This is a genomic window from Streptomyces sp. TRM70350, assembly GCF_019219825.1.
In the GTDB taxonomy this organism is placed as follows: domain Bacteria; phylum Actinomycetota; class Actinomycetes; order Streptomycetales; family Streptomycetaceae; genus Streptomyces.
This window is the reverse complement of record NZ_JAHUXH010000001.1, coordinates 535,450-560,828: the sequence shown is the minus strand read 5'-3', so window position 1 is coordinate 560,828 and position 25,379 is coordinate 535,450. Positions and strand designations below refer to the sequence as shown.

The 25,379-nt window shown below is 71.7% G+C and carries 23 protein-coding genes; 10 read left to right on the top strand and 13 right to left on the bottom strand.

Going from position 1 to position 25,379, the window contains the following annotated elements; genetic code table 11:
• Positions 1-47: 47 nt before the first annotated feature.
• Both KWI83_RS02595 and KWI83_RS02590 read right to left on the bottom strand, forming a co-directional pair.
• Positions 48-338: a hypothetical protein gene (locus KWI83_RS02595; RefSeq protein WP_218512557.1), complete on the bottom strand. Its 291-nt coding sequence runs from the start codon at positions 336-338 to the stop codon at positions 48-50.
• An 85-nt stretch (positions 339-423) separates the two neighbouring features.
• Positions 424-1,713, bottom strand: coding sequence for an ROK family transcriptional regulator (locus KWI83_RS02590; protein ID WP_218512556.1), 1,290 nt, complete (start codon positions 1,711-1,713; stop codon positions 424-426).
• A 177-nt stretch (positions 1,714-1,890) separates the two neighbouring features.
• Here KWI83_RS02590 and KWI83_RS02585 point away from each other — a divergent pair, with 177 nt between their 5' ends.
• The 4 genes from KWI83_RS02585 (at position 1,891) to KWI83_RS02570 (ending at position 5,756) form a co-directional block, all read left to right on the top strand.
• Entirely contained in the window at positions 1,891-2,097 is a 207-nt protein-coding gene (locus KWI83_RS02585; protein WP_218512555.1) for a hypothetical protein, read from the top strand.
• The gene (locus KWI83_RS02580; protein ID WP_218512554.1) at positions 2,055-3,308 is read left to right on the top strand and encodes an aromatic acid exporter family protein; all 1,254 of its coding nucleotides are present in this window, start codon (positions 2,055-2,057) and stop codon (positions 3,306-3,308) included. Before KWI83_RS02585 ends, KWI83_RS02580 begins: the two co-directional genes overlap by 43 nt.
• 46 nt (positions 3,309-3,354) lie before the next feature.
• A complete protein-coding gene (locus KWI83_RS02575) occupies positions 3,355-4,383 on the top strand; it encodes a hypothetical protein (RefSeq protein WP_218512553.1) in 1,029 nt (342 codons plus the stop codon).
• Positions 4,384-4,517: 134 nt separating this feature from the next.
• Positions 4,518-5,756, top strand: coding sequence for a lactonase family protein (locus KWI83_RS02570; RefSeq protein WP_218512552.1), 1,239 nt, complete (start codon positions 4,518-4,520; stop codon positions 5,754-5,756).
• Here the strand turns inward: KWI83_RS02570 and KWI83_RS02565 are convergent.
• From KWI83_RS02565 to KWI83_RS02515, 11 genes are all read right to left on the bottom strand, one after another.
• Complete coding sequence (locus tag KWI83_RS02565) at positions 5,724-6,449, bottom strand: DUF2470 domain-containing protein (RefSeq protein WP_218512551.1); 726 nt, start codon at positions 6,447-6,449, stop codon at positions 5,724-5,726. The two genes, KWI83_RS02570 and KWI83_RS02565, sit on opposite strands and share 33 nt — an antisense overlap.
• Before the next feature lie 89 nt (positions 6,450-6,538).
• Positions 6,539-7,369 (bottom strand): pentapeptide repeat-containing protein, encoded by an 831-nt coding sequence (locus KWI83_RS02560; protein ID WP_218512550.1) that lies wholly within the window; start codon positions 7,367-7,369, stop codon positions 6,539-6,541.
• Between the two features lie 26 nt (positions 7,370-7,395).
• The gene (locus KWI83_RS02555) at positions 7,396-8,139 is read right to left on the bottom strand and encodes a PIG-L deacetylase family protein (protein WP_218512549.1); all 744 of its coding nucleotides are present in this window, start codon (positions 8,137-8,139) and stop codon (positions 7,396-7,398) included.
• Positions 8,140-8,317: 178 nt separating this feature from the next.
• Positions 8,318-9,625 (bottom strand): alpha/beta fold hydrolase, encoded by a 1,308-nt coding sequence (locus KWI83_RS02550; protein ID WP_218512548.1) that lies wholly within the window; start codon positions 9,623-9,625, stop codon positions 8,318-8,320.
• Between the two features lie 159 nt (positions 9,626-9,784).
• Positions 9,785-10,810 (bottom strand): LacI family DNA-binding transcriptional regulator, encoded by a 1,026-nt coding sequence (locus tag KWI83_RS02545; protein ID WP_218512547.1) that lies wholly within the window; start codon positions 10,808-10,810, stop codon positions 9,785-9,787.
• Positions 10,811-10,889: 79 nt separating this feature from the next.
• On the bottom strand, positions 10,890-12,314 hold the full coding sequence (locus tag KWI83_RS02540) for a BNR repeat-containing protein (RefSeq protein WP_218512546.1): 1,425 nt from the start codon (positions 12,312-12,314) through the stop codon (positions 10,890-10,892).
• Between the two features lie 17 nt (positions 12,315-12,331).
• Positions 12,332-12,652 carry an L-rhamnose mutarotase gene (locus tag KWI83_RS02535; protein ID WP_218512545.1) on the bottom strand — a complete coding sequence of 107 codons (321 nt, stop codon included), beginning with the start codon at positions 12,650-12,652 and terminating at the stop codon, positions 12,332-12,334.
• Between the two features lie 17 nt (positions 12,653-12,669).
• Positions 12,670-13,752 (bottom strand): rhamnose ABC transporter substrate-binding protein, encoded by a 1,083-nt coding sequence (gene rhaS / locus KWI83_RS02530; RefSeq protein ID WP_218512544.1) that lies wholly within the window; start codon positions 13,750-13,752, stop codon positions 12,670-12,672.
• An 82-nt stretch (positions 13,753-13,834) separates the two neighbouring features.
• Positions 13,835-14,806 carry an ABC transporter permease gene (locus tag KWI83_RS02525; protein WP_218512543.1) on the bottom strand — a complete coding sequence of 324 codons (972 nt, stop codon included), beginning with the start codon at positions 14,804-14,806 and terminating at the stop codon, positions 13,835-13,837.
• The gene (locus KWI83_RS02520) at positions 14,799-15,854 is read right to left on the bottom strand and encodes an ABC transporter permease (protein ID WP_218512542.1); all 1,056 of its coding nucleotides are present in this window, start codon (positions 15,852-15,854) and stop codon (positions 14,799-14,801) included. Before KWI83_RS02520 ends, KWI83_RS02525 begins: the two co-directional genes overlap by 8 nt.
• Entirely contained in the window at positions 15,851-17,368 is a 1,518-nt protein-coding gene (locus KWI83_RS02515) for a sugar ABC transporter ATP-binding protein (RefSeq protein WP_218512541.1), read from the bottom strand. Before KWI83_RS02515 ends, KWI83_RS02520 begins: the two co-directional genes overlap by 4 nt.
• Positions 17,369-17,631: 263 nt before the next feature.
• Here KWI83_RS02515 and rhaI point away from each other — a divergent pair, with 263 nt between their 5' ends.
• From rhaI to KWI83_RS02485, 6 genes are all read left to right on the top strand, one after another.
• Positions 17,632-18,798 carry an L-rhamnose isomerase gene (gene rhaI, locus KWI83_RS02510; RefSeq protein WP_218512540.1) on the top strand — a complete coding sequence of 389 codons (1,167 nt, stop codon included), beginning with the start codon at positions 17,632-17,634 and terminating at the stop codon, positions 18,796-18,798.
• Between the two features lie 114 nt (positions 18,799-18,912).
• Positions 18,913-20,952 (top strand): bifunctional aldolase/short-chain dehydrogenase, encoded by a 2,040-nt coding sequence (locus KWI83_RS02505; protein ID WP_218512539.1) that lies wholly within the window; start codon positions 18,913-18,915, stop codon positions 20,950-20,952.
• Positions 20,953-20,960: 8 nt separating this feature from the next.
• Positions 20,961-22,397, top strand: coding sequence for a rhamnulokinase family protein (locus KWI83_RS02500; protein ID WP_218512729.1), 1,437 nt, complete (start codon positions 20,961-20,963; stop codon positions 22,395-22,397).
• A 71-nt stretch (positions 22,398-22,468) separates the two neighbouring features.
• Positions 22,469-23,224 carry a (Fe-S)-binding protein gene (locus KWI83_RS02495; protein ID WP_218512538.1) on the top strand — a complete coding sequence of 252 codons (756 nt, stop codon included), beginning with the start codon at positions 22,469-22,471 and terminating at the stop codon, positions 23,222-23,224.
• Positions 23,221-24,699, top strand: coding sequence for a LutB/LldF family L-lactate oxidation iron-sulfur protein (locus tag KWI83_RS02490; RefSeq protein ID WP_218512537.1), 1,479 nt, complete (start codon positions 23,221-23,223; stop codon positions 24,697-24,699). The genes KWI83_RS02495 and KWI83_RS02490 overlap by 4 nt, the downstream gene beginning before the upstream one ends.
• Positions 24,696-25,361, top strand: a complete 666-nt coding sequence (locus tag KWI83_RS02485; protein WP_218512536.1) for a lactate utilization protein C — start codon at positions 24,696-24,698, stop codon at positions 25,359-25,361. The genes KWI83_RS02490 and KWI83_RS02485 overlap by 4 nt, the downstream gene beginning before the upstream one ends.
• Positions 25,362-25,379: the final 18 nt, after the last annotated feature.

Below are 25,379 nucleotides of genomic sequence, written 5' to 3'. Positions count from 1 at the left end.
TGAGCCCCCCTTGAACGGCGCGTGCCGGTCCACGTCCACCGGTGTGTTCAGTCCGGTGACTCGTCCGGTGCCGGGTGCACGGGGTGGACCGTGGCCGACTGCGGGGCGCCCTGTCTGCCCGAACCCGCCTCGTCCGTGTCGGGTACGTCGGCGGCGGCCCGGTCCTTCTCAGCGCCCTCGGCGCCCTCCGCCTGCTTGGCAGCCTCGGCAGCGCGGTCCCCCTCGGCCGAGGACACCTCCCAGGGGTCCTCCTCGTCCGGCACGGCCTGCTGGTCGGGCAGGTCACGCGGTACGGGACCGGGACCGCGGCCCGGCTCCTCATGGCGATGGTCGGTCACGACATACTCCCTTCCTGGCGTTTCGAGAGCCACGCGAGTACCTCCGGCAGCGGCGGCGAAACCGCACGTCATGGACGTCGCCCGGTCAGTGCGGCGCCCGCTCCCTCAGGACCGCGCGCCAGGCCGGCGGCGGTCCCTGCGGTGTGGGCTCGGGGCGGCGGCCGCCGCGGGCGAAGAAGTCGGCCAGCGGCAGGATCGCCGCGCCGACGGTGACCGCGTCGGGCCCGAGCCGGCCCAGCTCAATGGTGACCTTCTCGGCCGGATGCCGCAGGGCGTACGCCGCCGCGTGCCGGCGTACGGCGGGCAGGAACCCGGCGCCGAGCTGAAGGCCCGCCCAGCCGCCGATCAGGATCCGCTCCGGCTGGAAGAGGTTGATCAGGTCGGACAGGCCCGCGCCCAGATACTCGGCGGTCTCCTCCAGCACGGCCAGCGCCGCCGGGTCCGCCGTACCGCCCTCGGGCGGGTAGGCGGCGGCCAGCATCGCGGTGAGCGCGGTCTCCTCGTCGGTGCCCTCGGGCGGGCGGCCGCCCTCCTCGCGCCAGCGCTCCAGCAGCGACTCGGCGCCCGCGTAGGCCTCCAGGCAGCCGAGCGCACCGCACCGGCAGCGGCGCCCCCTGACCCGTACCGTCAGATGGCCCCACTCGACGGCCCGCCCGTGCTCCACCTCGGGCGTGACGAGACAGGCGCCGACGCCGGAGCCGAACAGCACGACGACCGCGTTGCGGGCGCCGCGTCCGCCGCCGAACCACATCTCGGCCTGGCCGAGCGTCTTGGCGCCGTTGTCGATGAAGTACGCGGCGGTCTCCGGGAGCCGGGAGGTGGCGCGGAGCAGCGCCTCCAGCGGGACCGCGTCCCAGCCGATCGTCTGGCCGTGCACGACGGCGCCCCGGTCCGGGCGGTGTTCGACGATGCCGGGGACGCCGATCCCCACGCCGAGCAGCCGCTCGGGAGCCACATCCGCGGCGGCGAGCACTTCGGCGACGCCGTCGCGGAGGTGGCCGACGATCACCTCGACGTCGTACCGCTGCTGCTCCAACGGCCGTTCCGTGCGGGCGAGTTCGGTGAGGGTGAGGTCGAACAACTCCACGCGCACCCGGGTCTCGCCGACATCGACGCCGATCATGTGGCCGCTGCCGGGCGCCACCCGCAGCAGCGTGCGCGGGCGGCCGCCGTCGGAGTCGACGCTGCCCGCCTCCTCCACCAGTCCGTCGGCGACCAGGTCGGCGACGACGTTGCTGACGGAGCCCGAGCTGAGGCCGGTCGCCGGGCCGAGCTCGAAGCGGCTGAGCGGGCCGTCGAAGTACAGTCGTTGCAGCACGGCCGTCCGGTTGGCCCGCCTGAGGTCACGCACCGTGCGCCCGTTCCGCCCCGCCATGTGGCTCCTTCCCCACCCCGCCCGACCGGCGACACACCCCGCCGGCCCACCGGGATATTACTCCGACCCTTAATTCAGGTCCTGAGCTAAGGCGCCCGGGGCGCGCTACAGGGTACGGAACGCCTCCCGCACGCCGGGCGCCACCCTGACCCCGCGACTGAACGCGCGGGGCGGCCCATGGGAGTCACCCTGCGCTTCCCGCCCCCGCAGCGCGGCTGTCTGTACCGCAGCCTGTGCTCCGGGGCTCGTTTCGAGGAGAGCCCGGCGCTGGAGGAACAGATCGACCGGACCACGGGCAACGATACGTTCGATGCCGCAGGGGACGGGGAACAGGCCAAGGGATGCGAGTGGAACGAGACCGGTCGGCGTACCGCACGCGCCTGACGAAGTGGCGGCGCGACCCCGTGGTCGTCCAGACCCTGCGGTCGACCGTCGCGGCGACCGTCGCGTACGTCATCGCGCTGCGTCTGAGCCCCGAGGCCGCGCCGCTCACCGCACCGCTCACCGCGCTGCTGGTCGTCCAGGTCACCCTCTACGCCACCCTCACCAACGGCGTCCGCCGGGTGAACTCCGTGGTGACCGGCGTCCTCGTCGCCATCGCCTTCAGCCTGCTGGTCGGCCTCACCTGGTGGAGCCTCGGCCTGGTGATCCTGGCCGCGCTGGCCGTCGGGCACCTGGTACGGGTCCACGAGTACGTACCCGAGGTGGCGATCAGCGCGATGCTGGTGCTCGGCGTCACCACCGTCGGGGACACCGCCTGGGCGCGGATCGTGGAGACGCTGATCGGCGCGGTCGTCGGGCTCTCCTGCAATCTGCTGCTGGCGCCGCCGGTGTGGGTCGGCGAGGCCGGCGAGTCGATCGAGGGGCTCGCCCGCCGGATGCGGCAGTTGATGCTGCGGGTCGGCGAGGAGGCAGGAGGCCACACCCCCGTCGAGTACGCGGCCGAGCGCCTGCACGAGGCACGCCGCCTCGACCATGACATCGTGCAGGTGGACGCGGCACTGCGGCAGGCCGAGGACAGTCTGCGGTTCAATCCGCGGGTGCGGGAGGGGCTGCTGCACCGGGTGGTGCTGCGTACGGGTCTCGACACGCTGGAGATCTGCACGGTGGTGCTGCGGGTCATCGCCCGCACCCTCACGGACCTGGCGAAGGAGCGCGACCCGGAACCGCTGTTCAAGGGCGAGACCGGGTCCGTCGTGGAGCAGCTGCTGTCCGAGATCGGCGACGCGGTGGTGAGCTTCGCGGTGCTGGTCACCACCAGCGTCAGCGCGAGCGCCGAGTCGGCCGAGGACCGGCTCGCCGCCGAACTGCACGCGGCCGCGACCACCCGCGACAAGCTGGCCCACCTCCTGCTGGAGGAGGTCCAGCGCGACGCGCGCGAGTGGCAGCTGTACGGCGCCGTGCTGACCGAGGTCAACCGCATCCTCGACGAGCTCGACACCGAGCACCGCTCGCGCCGGCTGCTGGAGGAGCTGGACCGTCACACCCGTGAGCTGCGCGAGCGGAGGCCGCGGCTGACCCGGCTGCGCGAGCGCCTGGGCGTTCAGGAGCAGCTGTGGCGGAACCGTACCGGGGCCGGCGGGCGTTCTTGGTGAGGGAGCGCCGGGACTCGATCCGGCACGGGACGGGAGGGGCGTGCGGATGAGCGACACCACCGTGCGGATCGACGGAAACACGCTGCGCCTGCCGGGGGGTGTGGCGGTGCGCTTCATCCGCACGCTGCGCCTGCCGGAGACGGGCACGCATCCCTTGCCGCCCGGCCTCGGCGAGTTCCCGATCCGGCGGGTGGCGGACCACGCGGACACGGTGCCCGAGCAGTGGCTGGCGCGCGGTGGTGTGATGCTGCCGGTATATCTGCGCGAGGCGATGTGGCTGAGCTTCGCGGGCACCGCCGAGCCCGCCGCCCTTCAGGTCGGCGTGGGCAAGGTGTGCGCGGTCTCGGGCCGGCCGTGGAGCGACCGGCTCGCCCGGGAGCCGCAGAACTACGTCGTGCTGCCGCGTCAGCCCTGGCTGGACGGCATCAACTCCGGCAAGGGCACGGTCCGCCAGTTCGTGGCGGTGCCGCTGGGCCTCGGCGCGACCGTGGAGGGGCAGGTCACGGGCGAGGAAGTGTGGGGCGGCGTACAGCTGCAGTCGTTCCCGCTGAACGACGTGGCGCTGGCCGCCTGGCGCGAACACCAGCGGCGCAGGGCGGAGCGGGCGCGGGCGATGCCCTTCGCGGCCCCGGCAAGCCACGGGGCCGCGATGGCGGCTCCAGCGGCGGCGCCCGGAGGTCCGCCCCGGGCCGCCGCGGCGATGGGGCTCGGCGCCGGCGGCTCGATGCGCCAGGAGGTCTACCGGGACGACCGGCCGCTCGCGGACTGGGCCGAGCGGCCCGCCGGGCGGGTCTTCGTCCACCTGGTGACGCCGCCGGAGTGGCGCCGGATCACCGGCGAGGCGCCCCCGCCGTCGCCCGTGGACCGCGCGGCGTACACGCGCGCGGGACTGCCCTGGTACGACTACTACGACCAGGACGGGGAGGATCTCGCCGCCCCGGACACGCTCTCGGCCGTCAAGCCCGTCGGCGACTGGCTCGGCGACGACCACGAGCCCTGGCAGGAGCCCGCGCCGCACCAGGTGAAGCCGCTGGGTGACGCGCCGGGCAAGCCGGTCACGGACGGCGACTGGTAGACCCGCCCACCTCGTTGCGGTGCACGCAACGCCTGTTGCCGTTCTTGCACTTGGCGGGTGATCCGCGCCAAGGTGGCTGTCACGCCCGGGACCACCGACGAGTTCCGCGGCGGGCGACGAGCCGGGGTGCGGAGATGAGCGGGGACGCGCGGGGACGCGGCGGCTGGAGCAGGCGGCGCTTCGTCGGGGCCGTCACGGGGACGGCACTGTCGGCATCGGCCGCCTGCGGGACCCAGCCGACCCCCGAAACGCCCGCCGAGCGCTCACCGGCCGCCACGGGCGAGCCGACCGACGCAGGTAAGCCGACCGCCGGGGGCAAGCCGACCGACGGGGGCGAGCCGACCGGCCCCCGGCCGCTCTACCTCGGCACCTACACCTCCGTGGACGGCGGCGGCACGGGCATCGGCCTGGCGACCTACGATCCGGCGACGGGCCGTGTCACCGGGTCCGGCACCCTCACCGGCGTGCCGGACCCGTCCTATCTGGCGGTGCATCCGGACGGCCGGACGCTGTACGCCGTGAACGAGCGCGAGGACGGCGCCGTGACCGCCGTACGCCTGGCCGACCGCGAGGTCCTCGGCAGCCGCGGCACGGGAGGCGCGGCCCCCTGCCATCTGTCCGTGCACCCGGGCGGACGCTGGCTGCTCAGCGCCAACTACACCTCCGGCAGCGTCGCCGTGCACCCGATCGAGGCCTCGGGCGCGCTCGGCGAGCGCACCGACCTGGTCACGCACTCCACTCCGGCACCGGGGCCCGGCCAGGAGGGGCCGCACGCCCACCAGTTCGTCACGAGCCCGGACGGCCGCCACGTCCTCGCCGTCGACCTCGGCACGGACACCGTCTACACCTACCGCCTCGACCAGGAAAAGGGCACGCTCCGCGAGGTCGCGCGGGCGCGCACCCGGCCGGGGGCGGGTCCGCGTCACCTCACCTTCCACCCCGGCGGTCGGCACGCCTATCTGGCCAACGAGGTCGACAACACGGTCGCCGTCTGCGGCTACGACCCGGCGACCGGACGTCTCACGATCGGCGAGCCCCAGTCCACCGGGACCGGCGCGGGCACGCACTACCCGGCGCAGATCCTGGTGACCGCCGACGGCGCCTACGCGTATCTCGCCAACCGGGGCCACAACAGCCTGGCCCGCTACGCGGTGGAGGCGGACGGCGCCCGGCTGCGGCTGCTCGACACGGTTCCGGTCGCGGGCGACTTCCCTCGGCAGATCGCCTTCTCCCCGGACGGGCGGCTGCTGTTCGCGGCGAACCAGCGGTCCGGCAGCGTCAGCGTCTTCCACGTGGACGGCGCGAGCGGCGAACTGCGGCTCGCCGGTGAGCCGTTCGCCTCACCCGTCGCCGTCTGTGCGCTGCCGCTGTAGCGCGCGGGGGCAGGAGGCGGCGCTCGCCTGGGCGAGCAGCACGTGCATGCGTTCGGTGAGCTGCGCGACCCCGTCGGCGGGCATGTGGAAGGGCAGCCGTACGTCGCCGTGGGCGCGGCGGCGTTCGATGCGCAGGGTCAGTCCGTGCCGGTCGACGGCGAGCGGCTGGACGCGTACCACGCCGTGCAGGCTGCCCGGTTCGACGAGGCGGGTGAGCCGCTCGACCGCGTCGGGGTGGGCCTCGGCGAGGTGGGTCAGCAGCCGGGCCTCGGCGGTGGCCAGTGGGTCGGGCGAGGCGGCGGCGAACTCGTCGAGGTCGATCACCACGGCACCGGACGGCCGGCGCAGCACCACGCGGGTGGCCTGGAAGGCGAGGTGGCCTTCCTCGATGGTGAACCAGCCCGCCAGCCAGAGCCGGGCCCGGATACGGTTGCGCATCGGGACGGGGGCGACGTCCGCGAACTCCAGGACGGCGGACGGCTCACCGCGGGGGGCACAGATGGTGGCCGCGAGCAGGGCGCTGTCCTCCGGCACGTGCAGGAGGATCCGGCCGTCCTCCTCCACGGTGTGCGCGCCGACGAGTTCCTCGCGCACGCCCTCCGCGGTCACCGCGCACGACCACGAGGTGGCGAGCACCGATCGGGCCCGTTCCGCCGCGGCGGGCGCGGCCGTCCAGGCTTGGCTGTCACCCATCCCAGTTCCTCCTCATTAGGTAAGGCTCACCTAACCTACCGAAGATCCAGGCGCACGCCAACCGTGAGTGCCGCAGGTTCTCCCGTGCGTCAGTGAAGGGCCGTCCAGTGCGGGGGCCGTGACACGGACTCCGGCAGCTTGGTGGCGGCCGTGCCCCCGGCCGCGTCGAGCTGAGCCTGGGTCAGGAAGAACGCCCCGGTCAGGTCGGCGTCCGTGAGGTCGGCGTCGCGCAGGTCGGCGCCGATCAGGTCCGCGCCGCGCAGATCCGCGCCGGTCAGGTCGGCGGCGATGAGGTAGGCACCGCGCAGGTTCGCGCCACGCAAATCGGCTCCTTTGAGCCGCGCCCCGATCAGGTCCACGCCCCGGCGGTCCTTCTTCCGGCCCCGCGTGCCCGCCCGGGCCAGCTCACTGGTCTTCAGGAGCAGGACGTTGACCTGCTGCCGGTGGGCGCCGACATCCAGCGCGGCGAGCTCCTGCGGAGTCTGTCCCGCCAGCCGTCCCGTTTCGTCGAGGGCACGGCGCAGCTCGGCGTGGAGCGGGCGGGCGGCGGGCAGGGCGAGGGCCTCGGTGAGGTACCAGAGCAGCTCGTGCAGCTGCCGTACCACGGGGAACACGTCGAACATCCGCCGGGCGTGCGCCCGGGAGCCGGTGCGCCAGTCCTGCCCGCCGAAGGTGACCTGCGAGACCCGCTGTCCGGCGCCGAAACAGTCGTAGACGGTGCAGCCCGTGAAGCCCTTGTGCCGCAACTCGGCGTGGATGCCGCAGCGGTGGTCGCCCCGCAGGTGGGGGCAGGGCTTCCCGGCGTCCTTGTCGAGCGCGAAGTCGGCCGAGGCGGCGAAGGGCAGCGCCACACAGCAGAGGCCGAAGCAGTTGGCGCAGTCTCCGCGCAGGGCGGTGAGGTCGCCGGGGTGGCGGTGCATGCCACCAGCCTAATGACCGGTCCGACCTAGTGGCTGAACAGCTCGAACGCCACGGCAGGCCGGCCCCCGAACCGCTCCCCCGTGCTCTTCGCGTATCCGGTCAGGAAGTCCCGCACGTACGATTCGGGGTCCTCATCCGTCAACGCCTCGATGTACGTGCGGTGTTCGAGCAGCGAGCGCACCGCGCGCTCCATGCCGGGCGTCGCGTCCACCGCGTGCGTCGGCGTGCTGGACCCGGCGACCGCGACCCAGCGGACGCCCTTCCAGGGTTCCAGGCCCTGTTCGGCCAGCTCGGGGAAGATCCACCGGTTGCCCGCGTCGCCCGCCGCGTCGAGCGTGGCACGGCCGACGGCCACGTGGTCCGGGGTGTTCCAGGCGACGCCACCCCAGGTGTCCCGGTGGTTGAGGGTGATCACCAGCTCGGGCCGGTGCCGGCGGATCGCGGCGGCGATGTCCCGGCGCAGGGCGGTGCCGTACTCGATGACACCGTCCCGGTGGTCGAGGAACTCCACCACCGACACCCCCACGACCGCCGCGCTCGCCCGCTGCTCGCGCTCCCGCAGCGGGCCGCACTGCGCGGGCTCCAGCGTGTCGATGCCCGCCTCGCCACGGGTGGCCAGGACGTACGCCACCTCACGGCCGGCGTCGGTCCAGGCGGCGATCGCCGCCGAGCAGCCGTACTCGAGGTCGTCCGGGTGGGCCACGACGGCGAGGGCGCGCTGCCAGTCGTCGGGCATGGGCATCAGCTGAGTGGTCGTCGGCTCGGTCATGCCCGCAGACTAAGGGGTTCTTGCACTATGCCCGCCCGGGTCGCGCGGGCATGGTCCAAGGACCCCTAAGCGCTCCGCGGGGAGTGCCGCGATGGGCCGACGTTCGTCTGCAGGCTCGTCGTGGCTGGTCGCGCAGTTCCTCGCGCCCCTTCAGGTGCGCTGCCGAACCGTACCGGACTCAGACCTCGTCACGTGCCAGCCCCAACAGCCGGTCCAGGACCCGAGGCCCGCCCGCCCGTACGCCGTCGTGCTCGAACTCGTCGGTGACCCAGGTGCGCAGACCCCTGACGGCACGGGCGGTCCGCAGCGAGTGGGCCGTGTCGACGTACATGTCGTCGTGGTAGATGGCCGCCGCGACCGGCACCTCGTTGGCGGCGAGGCGCGCGGGGTCGTACAGGGGCCGCCAGCCGGTGTGGGCGGCGAGGAGTTCGGCGGTCTCGCGCAGCGGGCGCAGCGCCGGGTCGCAGTCGAACATCCAGGGGTGGATCGTTTCTCCGGTGAACAGCACCGGCCCGTCGCCCGCGAGCGACTTGGCCGCGTCGAACTGCGGGAACTCGCCGCGCACCCGCTCGGCCGACCACGCCGTGGGGCGGTGGTCCTGGCCGTAGCAGGCCTCGTGGACGAGCGCGTACAGCGGATGTCCGGCGTACGACAGCAGGCCCTGCACCTCCTCCTGGAACGCGTCGGAGAGGGCCATGCCCTGCGGCGTGCGGACGAAGGCGTCCTCCAGGAGGTGGTGCAGCCGGTGGCTGCCCTCGCCGCCGCCGAGGAGGATGCCGAGGGACTGGAAGGCCTCCACGGTGAGCCGGTAGCCGCTGGGAAGGACCACGTCGTGGCTGAGCAGGTGGTCGGCGATCCGGCGGACCCGCTCGACGTCCTGCGGGTAGCGGGCGTAGTGCGCGGTGACCTTGCGCTCGATGCGCGGGTAGGCGGCGCGGTAGACGTCGTCGGCGTGCGCGTCGAGGGAGGGCAGGCCGCCGGTGATGACGGCGGTGGCGAGGCCCTCCGGGGCGGTCGACAGGTAGTGCACGGTGCAGAAGCCGCCGAAGCTCTGGCCGAGGACGGTCCAGGGCGCGCCGCCGGTGACCTCGCGCCGGACGGTCTCGCAGTCGCGGACGATCGCGTCGGCGCGGAAGTGCGTGAGGTAGGCGGCCTGTTCGGCGGGGCCGCCGCGCAGCGGGAGCGTCTGGCGGTTGGCGGGGGTGGAGTGGCCGGTGCCGCGCTGGTCGAGCAGCAGGACGCGGTACTCCTTCAGGGCCCGGCCGAGCCAGGCCTGCTGCCCGACGAAACGGTTCGCCCCGAAGCCGGGGCCGCCCTGGAGGTAGAGCAGCCACGGCAGGTCCTGCCCCTGCCCCGCCTTGTCGGCGGCGACGACCTCACGGGCGTAGAGCTCGATGGTCTCCCCGGCCGGGTCGTCGTGGTCGAGGGGCACGGTGAAACGGCGGTCGGTGAGGACGACGCCGGGCTGGCGGTAGCTGACGTTCAACAGGGCTCCCGGGACGGACGACGGTGCGGACCGCGTCCCAGTTCAGCACATCGCGGGCCGCCCGCCACCGCCTCGGATCATGAACGGCTGCTGAACGCCGGGTCAGTGGCCGGATCTCTGCGGTGCTGAACGCCGGGTCAGTGAGCGGGCCCCGGCGGTTCAGCGGCCGGACAGGCTGGAGCGGCGCACCACCAGTTCCGGCTGCAGCACGACCCGGCGGTGCTCGTGCCGGGGCGGGCCGTTCTCCGTCTCCGTCTCCTCCAGCAGGAGTTCGGCGGCCATGGCGCCCATGGTGACGGCGGGCTGCCGTACGGACGTGAGCGGTACGGCGGCCGCCGCGGCGAACTCGATGTCGTCGTAGCCGACGATGGCGAGGTCGTCGGGGACGCCGACACCGGCCGCGTACATGGCCTGCAGCACGCCGAGCGCGAGCAGGTCGTTGGCGCAGAAGACGGCGGTCGGGCGGTCGGCGAGGCCGAGCAGCCGGGCCCCGGCGTCCCGGCCTGCGGCGACGTCGAGCCGCTCGGTGGGCAGCTCGCGCAGCGCGTCGGGGCCGAGGCCGGCCTCGGCGAGGGCGTGCAGGGCGCCGGTGCGGCGGTCGCGCACCTGGTTCAGGCCGGGCGGGCCGCTGACGTAGGCGATGGAGCGGTGCCCGGCGTCGATCAGATGGCGTACGGCGAGGGCGCCGCCCGCCACGTCGTCGACGGAGACGGAGCACTCGGTGGCGCCCTCCGCGACCCGGTCGACGAGCACGAAGGGGATGCCGTGGCGGCGAAACGTCTCGATGTTGCGGCCGGTCGCGTCGGCCGGGGTGAGCAGTACGCCGCGTACCCGCTGCTCGGCGAAGAGCGAGAGGTACTCGGCCTCCTCCGAGGCGTCCTGGGCGCTGTTGCAGACCATCACGCCCAGGCCGGCCTCGCGGGCGGCGCGCTCGGCGCCGCGCGCCACGTCGACGAAGAAGGGGTTGCCCATGTCCAGGACCAGCAGGCCCATGATCCGGCTGCGGCCCGCGCGCAGCTGGCGCGCGGACTCGCTGCGGACGTAGCCGAGCCGGTCTATGGCGGACTGCACGCGCGCCCGGGTCTCGGTGGCGACCGTCTCCGGCCGGTTGATGACGTTCGAGACCGTGCCCACGGAGACACCGGCGGCGCGGGCGACGTCCTTGATACCCACCGACTGGGCCATCAGGCAGCGACCTCCAGGAGAACGTGGGGCGACGGGAAGGCCTTCACAGTACCCTCACGCCGCCCCGGGACAGCAGTGGTCATGCGGGCAGCCGGAAGTCGACGACATGCAGCGCCGACGGCGTCGTACCGCTCGACTTCTGCTGGTACATGAAGGACAGCACGCCGTCCTGCGCGACCCGCGTCTCGTCGATCACGACCTCACCGAAGGCATTGAGGCCGCTGCCGTCGAAGAGCAGCTTCCAGTCGGTGTACCCGGAGGCCGCCGAGGCGCCGGCGATCCGGCCGAACGGGAAGATCGCGTAGGCGTTGTCGTACTTGTCCAGGATCAGCTTGGTGCGCTGGCTGGAGTTCAACGGAACGGGGATCTCCGTCTTCTGCCAGGCGCCGGAGGCGTTCCGGCGGACGTGGAAGGCACGGCCGTTGGCGGTGCGGTTGGCGACGTAGTTCGTGGTGCACTGGCCGAAGCGGCCGGGGACGTAGGAGATGATCGCGTGCGGGCGGCCGGCGGAGTCGGTGAACTGGCTCTCCTGGTTCATCAGGGAGTGGTCCGGGTTGAGCGGGTCGACGACCAGGCGCGCGTCGTTGACCGAGACCCGGTCGGAGCCGCCGGTGATGCCGACGACCGTCCCGGCGTTGTTGCGCCAGGTCCGGCCGCGGTCGTCGGAGTAGACGTAACCGGTGTCGTGGTTGGTGATGCCGCCACGGTTGCACATCACGGCGGCGTTCTGCTCACGCCAGGTGAAGAAGGCGTGCAGCCGCCCGTTCCGGTCGTAGTCGATGCCGTGCAGGTACATGTTGCGGGCGGTCGACGAGCCGTGCTCGCTGGTGTAGGTGCCGGTGGAGCTGGTCCACTCCCCCAGCGCCGTCCACCGCGAACCGTCGTACTCGGCCAGCGCGTTGCGGCCGTTGCCGGAGATGCCGACCCGGTAGCTGAGCTGGAGTCGGCCCTCCGGGGTGGCCACGAACTGCGGATAGGTGAACTGGCTCGTCAGGGTGAGCCCGTCGAGCGTGGACTGCGGGGCGCCGAAGCGGCTCGCCGTCCAGGACAGCCCGGCCGGGTTGTCCATCAGACCGGCGACGGACTTGACGTAGGTGAAGCCGTCGCTGTGGGAGTCCATGTTGAGGTGCAGTCGGCCGTCGACCCGGGAGACGCCCATGGAGATGACGTTGTGGGAGTCGTTGTAGCGCAGGGTGTGGCCCACCTTGACGGTCTGCCAGGTGGTGGCGCCGAGGGCGCGGCGGCCGACGACGGCGTTGCGGTCGGCGGTGTACCAGGCGGCGTACTGGTAGCCCTTGTAGGTCAGCAGGCCGTTCTTCTGGAAGGAGTTGTTGTTGACCAGGCCGTCGTAGGACACGAAGTAGATGGCCTGGGCGTCGAGTCGGGTGGTGGCGATCCGGGTCACGGACGGGCCGGGGTCGGCGGCTCGGGCGGTGCCGGTGGCGAGGGCCGGACCGGCCACGGCACTGAGCACGGCTCCGGTCAGCAGCGTACGTCTTCTCATCTCGGGCGACTCCGTTGTCAGGCGAGGTGGAACACTTCGGTGAGCGGTTTCATGGCCTCGTCGGGCCGGGCGCCGTCCAGCGACTCGAAGAACGGCGCCATCTCGGCCTGCCAACGGGCGTTGACCTCCGTGGCCTCCATCCCGGCGAGGGCGGCCGCGAAGTCCTCGGTCTCCAGATAGCCGACGAGCAGGCCGTCGTCGCGCAGGAAGAGCGAGTAGTTGTGCCAGCCGGTGGCCGAGAGCGCTTGGAGCATCTCCGGCCACACGGCGGCGTGGCGTTCGCGGTACTCGGCGATCCGGTCCTGGCGGACCTTGAGCAGGAAACAGACGCGCTGCATGAAGTACCGCCCCGGGGCTAGAAGTTGTACTGGTCGATGTTGCCGGCGTCGAACACGGTCGGCTTGCCGAGGCTGATCACGCCGTCCTTGCCGATGGTGTACTGGCCCATGTCGCCGGCGGTGAAGGTCTCGCCCTCCTTGCCGGTGATCTGGCCCGACACCAGCGCGACGGCGGTACGGGCGGCCAGCTCACCCAGCTTCGCCGGGTCCCACAGCTCGAACGCCTCGACGGTGCCGTTCTTGACGTACTTGCGCAGGTCGTTGGGGGTGCCGAGGCCGGTCAGCTTGACCTTGCCCTTGTACTTCGAGCCGGACAGGTACTGGGCGGCGGCCTTGATGCCGACGGTGGTCGGGGAGATGATCCCCTTCAGGTTCGGGTACTCCTGGAGCAGGCCCTGGGTCTGCTGGAAGGACTGCTGGGCGTCGTCGTTGCCGTACGCGATCTTGACGAGCTTCATGTCCTTGTACTTGGGATCCTTGAGCTCGTCCTTCATGAACTCGATCCAGGTGTTCTGGTTGGTCGCGGTCTGCGCGGCGGACAGGATCGCGATCTCGCCCTTGTACCCGATCTGCTCGGCGAGCAGCTGCACCTCGGTGCGGCCGAGGTCCTCGGCGGACGCCTGCGAGACGAAGGCGTTGCGGCACTCGGGCTTGGTGTCCGAGTCGTACGTCACGACCTTGATGTCGTTGCTCATGGCCTGCTTGAGCGCGGTGCACAGGGCGCCCGGGTCCTGCGCGGACACGGCCATCGCGTCGACCTGCTGCTGGGTGAGCGTGTTGACGTAGGAGACCTGCCCGGAGGTGTCGGTGGCGCTGGAGGGTCCGACCTCCTTGTAGTGGGAGCCCAGCTCCTTCAGGGCTGCCTCGCCGCCCTTGTCGGCGGTGGTGAAGTAGGGGTTGTTGACCTGCTTGGGCAGGAAGCCGACGGTGAGGCCCTTCTTCAGTTCGGCGTTCGGGTTCGCCTCACCGGCCGCGGCGGCCGAGCCGCCCTCGTTGGCCACGTCCTCCTTGGTGGTACCACCGCAGGCGGTGGCGGCGAGGGCGAGCGAGGTGACGGCCGCGAGGGCGGCACAGCTACGGCGGAGGGATGACTTGCGCATAGGGGTTCCTTCTTGACGGAGGTGAGCGGAGGCGCCCCTTTCAGGGGCGCGGGGAACTGCGCGACCAGCCACAGACCACGGGTCAGCCGGTCGATTGGGCGCGCACGACGGCGATCTGCCGTGCCACGCGCGGCCCGAGCACGGAAAGAACGAGCAGGACACCGGTGACCACGATCTGCGACTGGGCGGACACGTCCTGAAGGCTCATCACGTTCTGCAACGCCCCGAGGAGAAACACCCCGGCGATCGCGCCACCCAACGTGCCCTTGCCGCCGTCGAAGTCGATACCACCGAGCAACACGGCCGCGACAACGGAGAGTTCGAGCCCCATGGCGTTGTCATAGCGAGCGCTGGCGTAATGCAGCGCCCAGAAGATCCCGGTGAGTGACGCCATCAGCCCGGTCACCGTGAACAGAATCAGCTTCTGCCGCTTCACCCGGACCCCGGCGAACCGCGCGGCCTCCTCACTCGCGCCGATCGCGAACACCGACCGCCCGAACGGCGTGGCATGCAACGTCACCACCGCGATCGCCAGCAGCACGAGGAAGGGCAGGAAGGCGTACGGGACGAACGTGTCGCCGATCCGCCCGGCCGCGAAGTCCAGGTACGGGGAGGGGAAGTCGGTCACCGCGTCGGAGCCGAGCACGATCTGCGCGATGCCCCGGTAGGCGGCAAGCGTACCGATGGTCACCGCAAGCGACGGCAGCCCGAGCTTGGTCACCAGCAGACCGTTGATCAGTCCGCACACCACGCCGAGCAGCAGGCACAGCGGGATGATCGTCTCGATGGTCATGCCCTGGTTCCACAGGGCGCCCATCACCGCGCCGGACAGCCCGGCGGTGGAGGCGACGGACAGATCGATCTCGCCGGAGACGACGAGCAGGGTCATCGGCAGGGCGATGAGAGCGATCGGCAAGGTGTTGCCGATCAGGAACGACAGGTTCAGGGCGTTGCCGAACCCGTCCACGAACCCGAAGGACAGCAGCAGGACGACGATCAGCAGCGCGCCGACGACCGTGTCCCAACGGACCGCGCGCGTCAGGGACTCAGGCATGGCGGGCGTTCCTCTTCTTCAGAGCCGTCTTCTTCAGGGCGGACGCCACACGCAGGGCGACCACACGGTCCACGGCGATGGCGAGGATGAGCAGGATGCCGTTGATCGCGAGCACCCACACCGAGCTGACGCCCAGGGCGGGCAGCACGCTGTTGATGGAGGTCAGCAGCAGCGCGCCCAGCGCGGCACCGTAGACGCTGCCGGAGCCGCCGGTGAAGACGACGCCGCCGACCACGACCGCGCTGACGACGGTGAGTTCGTAGCCGGTGCCGGTGCCGGAGTCGACGTTGCCGAACCGGGCCAGGTACATCGCTCCGGCGAGCCCGGCGAGCGCGCCGCAGAAGGTGTACGCCGTCAGGATCCGCTTTCTGACGGGGATGCCGGCGAGCCGGGCGGCCTCGGGGTTGGAGCCGAGGGCGTACAGCTCGCGGCCGCTGCCGAAGTGCTTGAGGTAGTACGCCGTGACCACCAGGACCGCGAGGGCGATCAGCGCGAGATACGGCACCGCCGAGATGCCGCCGGAGCCGAAGTCGACGAATCCGCCGGGCAGGTCGGCCGCGGTGATCTGGCGGGAGCCGACCCAGATGGAGTCGATGCCGCGGATGATGTACAGCGTGCCGAGGGTCACCACCAGTGCGGGCACCTGGCCGAGGCTGACCAGCAGACCGTTGAGCAGGCCGAAGGCGATGCCCATCAGCACCGCCAGGAGCACGGCCACCACCGAGTTGCCGCCGCCCTGGAGATACGTACCGGCGGCGAAGGCGCTGATGCCGAGTGTGGAGCCGACCGACAGGTCGACGTTCCTCGTGATCACCACCAGCGACTGGCCGGTGGCGACCAGGACCAGGATCGTCGCGTTCAGCAGCAGGTCCTTGATGCCCTGCTCGGACAGGAACTCGCTGTTGCCCGCCTGGGTGACGGCGATCATCACCAGGAAGACGACCAGGATGGCGAGTTCGCGCATCTTGAAGACGCGGTCGACGAGGCGGGTGCCGCTGGACTTGGGGACCTCTTCGGTCGACGTGGGAGTGGGTGCGGTCACCGTCATGCGGCGGCCCTCCCGGTGGCTGCGGCCATCACGGTTTCCTCGGTGGCGTCGGAGCGTGGGATCTCGGCGGTGAGCCGGCCCTCGTGCATCACCAGCACGCGGTCGGCCATGCCGAGGATCTCGGGCAGGTCGGAGGAGATCATCAGGACGGCCACACCGTCGGCGGCGAGCTGGGACAGCAGCCGGTGCACCTCCGCCTTGGTGCCGACGTCGATGCCGCGGGTCGGCTCGTCGACGATCAGCACCTTCGGCTGCGTGGCGAGCCACTTGGCGAGGACGACCTTCTGCTGGTTGCCGCCGGACAGGGTGGAGACGGCGTCGGCGATCCGGGCGTACTTGACCTGGAGCTTGACGGCCCAGTCGAGCGAGCGGCTGCGTTCGGCGCCCCGGTCCATCAGGCCTGCCCTGACGGTCGTACGAAGGCCGGTCAGCCCGATGTTGCGCTCGATGGACATGTCCATCACCAGGCCCTGGGCGCGCCGGTCCTCGGGGACCAGGGCGAGCCCGGCGGCCATGGCGGTGGAGGGGGCGCCGTTGATCAGCTTCCGCCCGTCCAGCTCGACCTCGCCCGCGTCCCACCGGTCGATGCCGAACACGGCTCGCGCGACCTCCGTACGCCCGGCGCCGACGAGTCCGGCGAGGCCGACGATCTCACCGCGCCGCACCTCGAAGGAGACATCGGTGAAGACGCCCTCCCGGGTCAGCCGGCGCACGCTCAGGGCGACCTCGCCGGGCCGGACGTCCTGCTTGGGGTACAGCTCGTCGAGGTCGCGGCCGACCATACGGCGGACCAGGTCGTCCTCGGTCATGCCGTCGAGGAGTTCGGAGGCGATCCAGGCGCCGTCGCGCAGGGTCGTGACCCGGCGGCAGATCTGGAAGATCTCCTCCAGGCGGTGCGAGATGAACAGCACGGCGGCGCCCTGCTCCCTCAGCGTCCGCACGACGCCGAAGAGGCGGGCGACCTCGCTTCCGGTGAGCGCTGCCGTGGGCTCGTCCATGATCAGGACCCGGGCGTCGAAGGAGAGCGCCTTGGCGATCTCGACGATCTGCTGGTCCGCGATGGACAGACCGCGGGCCGGGCGGTCGGGGTCGAGCTCGACGCCCAGGCGTTGCATCAGCGCGAGTGTCGCGGCATGGGTGGCCTTGTGGTCGATGCGGCCGAGGGCGCGTCGGGGCTGGCGGCCCATGAAGATGTTCTCGGCGATCGACAGGTCGGGGAAGAGCGTGGGTTCCTGGTAGATCACGGCGATACCGGCGTCACGCGCGTCGCCGGGGCCGTGGAAGACGACGGGCTCACCGTCGAGCAGCACCTGGCCGGCGTCCGGCCGGTGCACCCCGGCGAGCGTCTTGATGAGGGTCGACTTGCCCGCGCCGTTCTCGCCGGCGAGAGCGTGCACCTCTCCGGGGAACAGCTCGAGGGACACGTCCCGCAGGGCGCGTACCGCGCCGAAGGACTTGGAGATGCCCTTGAGCGCCACTACCGGGGCCGGTCCCGTGTCGGACGGGTGGGTCATGAGGGGCTCCTCGACGACGCGGCGAGGGCGGCCGGGCGGCCCCCGCGGCGTCGTGAAAGGTTTCAACTGGATTGCCGGGACGTTAGGCGGGGCAGCCATGGCACGTCAATGGGTGCGTGTCGAAAAGTTTTCGATAGACGAAGGTCACGACCGGGTCACAAAGAGATGGGTTGGTCAGAGCGCTTGACACCCCTTGCGGCGGCTCATAGCTTGCCGTTCTGAATCGTTTCATCCATCGTGTCGTCAAGCGCAGGAGCCCAGCAGTGACCGAACTCGCCGCGGTGAAGGCCGCGCTCAAGAGCCAGGCAGTCGAGACGCCGTCGTGGGCGTACGGGAACTCGGGGACCCGTTTCAAGGTGTTCGCACAAGCCGGTGTGCCGCGCGATCCACACGAGAAGCTCGACGACGCGGCGAAGGTGCACGAGTTCACCGGCGTGGCCCCGACCGTCGCCCTGCACATCCCCTGGGACAAGGTCGACGACTACGCGGCGCTGGCGAAGTACGCCGAGGAGCGCGGACTGAGACTGGGCGCGATCAACTCCAACACCTTCCAGGACGACGACTACAAGCTCGGCAGCATCTGCCATCCCGACGCGGCGGTGCGGCGCAAGGCGGTCGATCATCTGCTGGAGTGCGTCGACATCATGGACGCGACGGGCTCCACCGATCTGAAGCTGTGGTTCGCCGACGGGACGAACTATCCCGGGCAGGACGATGTGCGCGAGCGGCAGGACCGGCTGGCCGAGGGGCTGGCCGAGGTGTACGCGCGGCTGGGTGAGGGGCAGCGGATGCTGCTGGAGTACAAGTTCTTCGAGCCCGCGTTCTACACGACGGATGTGCCGGACTGGGGGACGGCGTACGCGCACTGTCTGAAGCTCGGGCCCAAGGCGCAGGTGGTCGTGGACACGGGGCACCATGCGCCGGGGACCAACATCGAGTTCATCGTGGCGACGCTGTTGCGGGAGCAGAAGCTCGGGGGGTTCGACTTCAACTCGCGGTTCTACGCGGATGACGACCTGATGGTGGGGGCGGCGGATCCGTTCCAGCTGTTCCGGATCATGTACGAGGTCGTGCGTGGGGGTGGGTTCGGGTCCGGGTCCGGGGTCGCGTTCATGCTGGATCAGTGTCACAACATCGAGGCGAAGATTCCGGCGATCATCCGGTCCGTGATGAATGTGCAGGAGGCGACGGCGAAGGCCCTGCTCGTTGACCGGGGGGCGTTGGCCGCGGCTCAGCGGGACGGGGATGTGCTGGGGGCGAATGCCGTGCTGATGGATGCGTACAACACGGATGTGCGGCCGTTGCTTCGTGAGGTGCGGGAGGAAATGGGGCTGGATGCCGAGCCGCTCGCTGCGTATGCCCGGTGCGGGTGGGCCGAGAAGATCGTGGCTGAGCGGGTTGGAGGGCGGCAGGCCGGGTGGGGCGCCTGAGCATCTGCCACGTTCTGAGTTGTTGGCGGGTGCGGGTCGTCTGTGGCTTGTCACGCAGTTCCCCGCGCCCCTGGGGACATGCACTCACCGTCTTTTGAAAAGGAACCGACTTCTATGGCAACCCATCCCGAAGCCGCCGCTCTGCTCGCTCGGTCGCATCGGCTCGGCTCTGATCCCCGTAACACCAACTACGCCGGTGGCAACGCGTCCGCGAAGGGCACCGACACCGATCCCGTCACCGGTGGTGACGTCGAGCTGATGTGGGTCAAGGGGTCCGGAGGGGACCTCGGGACGCTCACCGAAGCGGGGCTCGCCGTGCTGCGGCTGGACCGGCTGCGCGCGCTCGTCGATGTCTACCCCGGCGTCGAGCGCGAGGACGAGATGGTCGCCGCGTTCGACTACTGCCTGCATGGCAAGGGCGGCGCCGCGCCCTCCATCGACACCGCGATGCACGGGCTCGTCGACTCCGCTCACGTCGATCATCTGCACCCCGACTCCGGGATCGCGCTGGCCTGTGCGGCGGACGGGGAGAAGCTGACCGCCGAGTGCTTCGGGGACAGCGTGGTGTGGGTGCCGTGGCGGCGGCCCGGGTTTCAGCTCGGGCTGGACATCGCCGCCGTCAAGGCGGCCAACCCGCAGGCCATCGGCGTGATCCTGGGCGGGCACGGCATCACCGCCTGGGGCGACACCGCCGAGGAGTGCGAGCGGAACTCGCTGCACATCATCCGTACCGCCGAGGCGTTCCTCGCCGAGCGGGGCAAGCCTGAGCCCTTCGGGGCCGTCATCGAGGGATACGAGGCGCTGCCCGAGGGCGAGCGGCGGGAGCGGGCGGCCGCGCTGGCGCCGTACGTACGGGCCGCCGCCTCGCAGGACAAGCCCCAGGTGGGGCACTTCGACGACTCCGAGGTCGTGCTCGACTTCCTCGCCCGCGCCGAACATCCGCGGCTGGCCGCGCTGGGGACCTCCTGCCCCGACCACTTCCTGCGCACCAAGGTCCGGCCGCTGGTGCTCGACCTGCCGCCGACGACCCCGCTCGACGAGGTCGTCGCGCGGTTGCGGGAGCTGCACGCCGCCTACCGGGAGGAGTACGCCGCCTACTACGAGCGGCACGCCCTGCCCGACTCCCCCGCCATGCGCGGCGCCGACCCCGCCATCGTGCTGGTGCCGGGCGTGGGCATGTTCAGCTTCGGCAAGGACAAGCAGACGGCCCGGGTCGCGGGCGAGTTCTACGTCAACGCCATCAACGTGATGCGCGGCGCCGAGGCCGTGTCGACGTACGCGCCGATCGAGGAGTCGGAGAAGTTCCGTATCGAGTACTGGGCGCTGGAGGAGGCCAAGCTCCAGCGGATGCCGAAGCCCAAGGCGCTCGCGACGCGGGTGGCGCTGGTGACCGGCGCGGGGAGCGGGATCGGCAGGGCGATCGCCGGTCGGCTGGTGGCCGAGGGCGCGTGTGTCGTGGTGGCGGACCTCAATGCGGAGAACGCCGCCAAGGTCGCCGAGGAGCTGGGCGGGGCGGACAAGGCCGTCGCCGTCTCCGTCGACGTCACCTCCGAGGAGCAGATCGCCGAGGCGTTCAAGGCCGCGGTGCTGGCCTTCGGGGGCGTCGATCTGGTGGTCAACAACGCGGGGATCTCGATTTCCAAGCCGCTGCTGGAGACGTCCGCGAAGGACTGGGATCTTCAGCACGACATCATGGCGCGCGGGTCCTTCCTCGTCTCGCGGGAGGCGGCACGGGTGATGATCGCCCAGGGGCTGGGCGGTGACATCGTCTACATCGCGTCGAAGAACGCCGTCTTCGCCGGGCCGAACAACATCGCCTACTCCGCCACCAAGGCCGACCAGGCTCATCAGGTGCGGCTGCTGGCCGCCGAGTTGGGTGAGCACGGGATCCGGGTCAACGGGGTCAACCCGGACGGTGTGGTGCGCGGTTCGGGGATCTTCGCGGGGGGCTGGGGCGCGCAGCGGGCGGCCGTGTACGGGGTGCCGGAGGAGAAGCTCGGGGAGTTCTACGCCCAGCGGACGATCCTCAAGCGTGAGGTGCTGCCGGAGCATGTGGCGGGCGCCGTGTTCGCGCTGACCGGCGGGGAGCTGACGCACACCACCGGGCTGCACATCCCGGTCGACGCCGGCGTGGCCGCCGCGTTCCTGCGGTGAGCAGCGCCATGAAGTCGTACGCCGCGGTCGACCTCGGCGCGTCCAGTGGGCGGGTCATGGTCGGCCGCGTCGGGCGGCACGAGCTGGAACTGACCGAGGGGCACCGCTTCGCCAACCGGCCGGTGCGGGTGCCGGAGGGGCTGCGCTGGGACGTGCTGGCGCTGTACGCCGGTGTGCTGGAGGGGCTGCGGACGGCAGGGCCGGTCGACTCGGTCGGCATCGACAGCTGGGCCGTGGACTACGGGCTGCTGGACGCCGACGGGGCGCTGCTCGGCAATCCGGTGCACTACCGGGACGGGCGGACCGACGGGGTCGCCGAGACGGTGTGGGCGAGCCTGCCCGCCGCCGAGCTGTACGCGGCGACCGGGTTGCAGTACGCCCCGTTCAACACCCTCTACCAACTGGTCGCCGCCCGCTCCTGCGACCAACTCGCCCACGCCAAACGCCTGTTGCTGATCCCCGACCTGCTGTCGTACTGGCTCACCGGGGAGCAGGGCACCGAGCTCACCAACGCCTCGACGACCCAGCTCGTCGATCCCCGGACGCGGGACTGGTCGTACGACGTGGCGGCTCGGCTGGACATCGACCTGAGCCTGTTCGCGCCGCTGCGGCAGCCGGGCGACCCGGCGGGGGTGCTGCGCCCCGAGGTGCTGGAGGAGACGGGCCTCACCGGCCCCGTGCCGGTCACCGCGGTCGCCTCGCACGACACGGCGTCCGCGGTGGCCGCCGTACCGGCGTCCGGTGAGCGCTTCGCCTACATCTGCACCGGCACCTGGTCGCTGGCCGGTCTTGAACTGGACGCGCCGGTGCTGACGGAGGAGAGCCGGGCCGCCAACTTCACCAATGAGCTGGGCCTGGACGGCACGGTCCGCTATCTGCGCAACATCATGGGGCTGTGGCTGCTCCAGGAGTGCGTACGGACCTGGGGGGACCCGGACCTCGGTGAGCTGCTGCGGGCCGCGGCCGGGGTACCGGCGCTGCGGTCGGTGGTGGACGCGGGCGACGCGCAGTTCCTGGCGCCGGGGCGGATGCCGGAGCGGATCGCCGAGGCGTGCCGCGCCTCGGGGCAGCCGGTGCCCGAGACGCCCGCCGAGGTCACGCGCTGCATCCTCGACTCGCTCGCCCTCGCCCACCGGCGGGCCGTCGAGGACGCCCAGCGGCTGGCCGGGCATGCCGTGGACGTCGTCCATGTGGTGGGCGGCGGGGTGCGCAACGCGCTGCTGTGCCAGCTGACCGCCGACGCCTGCGGGCTGCCGGTGGTGGCGGGCCCGACGGAGGCGGCGGCCTTCGGGAACGTGCTGGTGCAGGCGCGGGCCCACGGGCTCGTCGGCGACCGGGCGGACATGCGGCGGCTGCTCGGCCGTACCCAGCCGCTCACCCGTTACGAACCGCGCGGTGACACCGCGCCCTGGCGGGCGGCCCAGGCCCGGCTCGCCGGAGGGTGAGCCGGGTCTCCCCCGGCCCGCGCCACCGCACTACCCTGCACACATCGGATGACCAACCCCAAGGAGCCGCGATGCGTGTCGCCCTGTTCCTGACCTGCGTCAACGACACGCTCTATCCGGACACCGGGCGTGCCGTGGTGAAACTGCTGACCAGGCTGGGCGTCGAGATCGACTTCCCGATGGCCCAGACCTGCTGCGGGCAGGCTCACTACAACACCGGCTACCGGCGTGAGGCGGAGCCGCTGGCCCGGCATTTCTCCGATGTCTTCGGGGAGTACGAGGCGATCGTGACGCCGTCCGGGTCGTGCGGGGCGATGGTGCGGGAGCTGTATCCGCGGATGGGTGCGCGGGCGCGCGCCGAGGGGCGCGGGAGCACGCTGGCGACCGCGCTCGCCCCGGTGGTGCCGAAGACGTACGAGCTCACCGAGTTCCTGGTGGATGTGCTGGGGGTGACGGACGTGGGCGCGTACTACCCGCACCGGGTGACGTACCACCCCACCTGCCACGGGCTGCGCGGACTGCGCCTGGACGACCGTCCGCGCAGGCTGCTGCAGGCGGTGAAGGGGCTGGAGCTGGTCGAGCTGCCGGGCGCGGACGAGTGCTGTGGGTTCGGAGGCACCTTCGCGCTGAAGAACGCCGATGTCTCGGCGGCGATGGGTGCCGACAAGGTGCGCAACGCCGAGTCGACCGGCGCCGAGGTGCTGTGCGCGGCGGACAACTCCTGTCTGATGCACATCGGCGGCACCATGACCCGGCTCCGCACCGGGATGCGGCCGGTGCACCTCGCGGAGATCCTGGCGAGCACGGAGGAGGAACCGGCGCTGTGAGCGGAACGTTCGTCGGAATGCCCGCCTTCCCCCGGGCCGCGCACGAGGCGGTGCGCAATCCCACCCTGCGCGGCAATCTGCGGCACGCCACGCACACCATCCGCGCCAAGCGGGAGAAGGCGGTCGCCGAGGTCTCGGACTGGGCGCAACTGCGGGAGGCGGGGCGGCGGATCAAGGACCACACACTCCGCCACCTCGACCGCTACCTGGTGCAGTTGGAGGAGTCGGTGACGGCGGCGGGCGGCACCGTCCACTGGGCCGTCGACGCCGACGAGGCCAACCGGATCGTCGCCGACCTGGTCCGGCGGACCGGCGAGTCGGAGGTCGTGAAGGTCAAGTCGATGGCCACGCAGGAGATCGGGCTCAACGAGGCGCTGGAGGCGGAGGGGATCCGGGCGTACGAGACGGATCTCGCCGAGCTGATCGTGCAGTTGGGCCAGGACCGGCCCTCGCACATCCTGGTCCCGGCGATCCACCGCAACCGCGGCGAGATCCGGGACGTCTTCGCCCGCGAGATGGGCGAGTGGGGCCGCCCGGCACCCGAGGGCCTCACCGACACGCCCGCCGAGCTGGCCGAAGCCGCCCGGCTGCACCTGCGCGAGAAGTTCCTGCGCGCCAAGGTCGGCGTCTCCGGAGCGAACTTCATGGTCGCCGAGACGGGCACGCTGGTGGTCGTGGAGTCCGAGGGCAACGGCCGGATGTGCCTGACCCTCCCCGAGACGCTGATCTCGGTCGTCGGCATCGAGAAGATCGTGCCGACCTGGCGGGACCTGGAGGTGTTCCTGCAGACCCTCCCCCGCTCCTCGACCGCCGAGCGCATGAACCCCTACACCAGCATGTGGACCGGCACCACGGACGACGACGGCCCGCGCACCTTCCACCTGGTCCTGCTCGACAACGGCCGCACCGACACCCTCGCCGACGAGGTCGGCCGCCAGGCCCTGCGCTGCATCCGCTGCTCGGCGTGTCTCAATGTGTGCCCGGTGTACGAGCGGGCGGGCGGCCACGCGTACGGCTCGGTGTACCCGGGCCCGATCGGCGCCATCCTGAGCCCTCAACTCCGGGGCACCGCCAGCGAGATCGACGCCTCGCTGCCGTACGCGTCCTCGCTGTGCGGAGCCTGCTACGAGGTGTGCCCGGTGGCCATCGACATCCCCGAGGTGCTGGTGCATCTGCGGGAGCGGGTCGTGGCGGGCGGGCAGGTGACACGGGACGGCAACAAGGTGCTGCTGAAGCCCGCGAAGGGACACGCGGCCGAGCGGGCGGCGATGCGGGCGGCCCGCTGGACGCTGACCCATCCCGGCGCCCTGCGCACCGGGCAGCGGCTCGCCGCACGCACGCGGCGCTTCCATCCGCGCACGCTGCCGGGTCCGGGCAGGGCGTGGAGCGGCAGCCGGGATCTGCCGTCCGTGCCGGCGGAGTCGTTCCGGGACTGGTGGCAGCGGACGCAGGGCGGAAAGGACGCTTCGAAGTGAGCAGCAGGGAGCGGATTCTGGGCCGGGTGCGACGCGCCCTGGCCGACGTACGGGACGACGACACGCCGTACGAGCAGGCGGTTCCGCGCGACTATCGGCGCGAGCACGGCGAGCGGAGCGTCGCGGAGACGGTGGAGCTGCTCGCCGAGAACCTGGCGGACTACCGGGCGATCGTGCACCGCTGCGCGGACGAGGAGCTGCCGGACGTGCTCGGGCGGCTGCTGGCCGCGCGGGGCGCGCGGACCGTGCTGGTCCCGCCCGGGCTGCCGGAGCGCTGGCTGGAGGCTGTGGACGCGACGCGTGTGCCCGATCGTGCCGCGAGCACCCCGCACGAACTGGACCAGGTCGACAGCGTGGTCACGGGCTGTGCGGTGGCGATCGCCGAGACGGGCACCATCGTGCTGGACGGCTCGCCGGACCAGGGGCGGCGGCGGATCACCCTCGTCCCCGACCATCACATCTGCGTCGTACGGGTGCCCGCCCAGGTCGTGTCGTCCGTCCCGCGGGCCATGCCCCGGCTCGACCCGGCACGCCCGCTGACCTGGATCTCCGGCCCGTCCGCCACCAGCGACATCGAGCTCGACCGGGTGGAGGGGGTGCACGGTCCGCGCATCCTTGAGGTGGTGCTGGTGAGCGGGGACGAGGTGGCGCCGCCGGCGTGACACCATGATCCGGTTCGA